1 tRNA gene is annotated in these 1,081 nt (G+C 44.0%); it reads left to right on the top strand.

Features of this window, described 5'->3' with window-relative positions:
- Positions 1-683: 683 nt before the first annotated feature.
- A tRNA-Thr gene (locus HMPREF3050_RS00880) sits at positions 684-759 on the top strand.
- The last annotated feature ends 322 nt before the right edge of the window (positions 760-1,081 follow it).

Here is a 1,081-nt window from a genome sequence, read left to right as displayed (position 1 = left end):
TTCGACCAAACTGATGAATAACAAGACTTACACCACCTCCGAGCGTACATTCAAAGGCAAAAGCTGGACCTGCTACCGCTCGGAAAAAGAAGAATTATGCGTAGATGCCCCAAGCCTTTACTCTATCTTATCGGCTGTTAATTAATTTCCTCTGCGTTTGGCTTTGCCTAATGTCTCGATATGAAAAAAGGTCGTCTGAAACCGGATTTCCAGTTTCAGACGACCTTTTGTTTACCGTTACACCCTCCAGCATCCATATCCTTTGCTCCACGCTTTTGTTAACCTTTAAAGATTCTATAGTGGATTAACTTTAAACCAGGACGGCGTTACCTCGCCTTAGCTCAAAGAGAACGATTCTCTAAGGTGCTGAAGCACCAAGTGAATCGGTTCCGTACTATCTGTACTGTCTGCCCGGCTTCGTCCTTGTCCTGATTTAAAGTTAATCCACTATATATTCGGACGGAGGCTGACAGTTTGCCGATTCCGGATAAACCTGCCCAACCCATTGCCGTTTCCGTGCGGGAGGAAGGGATGGAAAGTCAAGCATCAAAACAATATCCCCATACAGTCTTTTTAAAAAAGGTCGTCTGAAAACACGGCATATATTTTCACCGAGCAACGACCTTATCGGGAAATGCGAACTTGCCGAACATCCCGTTTATGTATATGATAACGAACACCGTGCCGGTGTAGCTCAGTCGGTAGAGCAGCGCATTCGTAACGCGAAGGTCGGGGGTTCGATTCCCTTCTCCGGCACCAGATTGGATAAAGAAAGGTCGTCTGAAAACTTGTTTTTGGGGTTTTCAGACGACCTTTTTCATAGAGAGCGGATGCAAATAAGGTTTGCTAACTTATTCAGCAGATAAAAGTACAATGCTGCTCTTCTCAGTTTCTGCGCTTCATGGCTTTGTTCCCCGCGCGAAGAAAGATCTTTTTACGCTATTTCAGTTTGATTTTTAAAGGTAAGCCAAAATGAAAAGAATACTTTTCACTATCCTGTTTTTGTCTACAACTGCCTATGCCAGCCACACTTATTCATCAGACAATTTGACTTGCACATACCAAGATTTGACCACCCCAA

Source organism: Neisseria sp. HMSC065D04 (assembly GCF_001815675.1).
In the GTDB taxonomy this organism is placed as follows: domain Bacteria; phylum Pseudomonadota; class Gammaproteobacteria; order Burkholderiales; family Neisseriaceae; genus Neisseria.
This window is presented reverse-complemented; position numbering and strand designations above follow the sequence as displayed.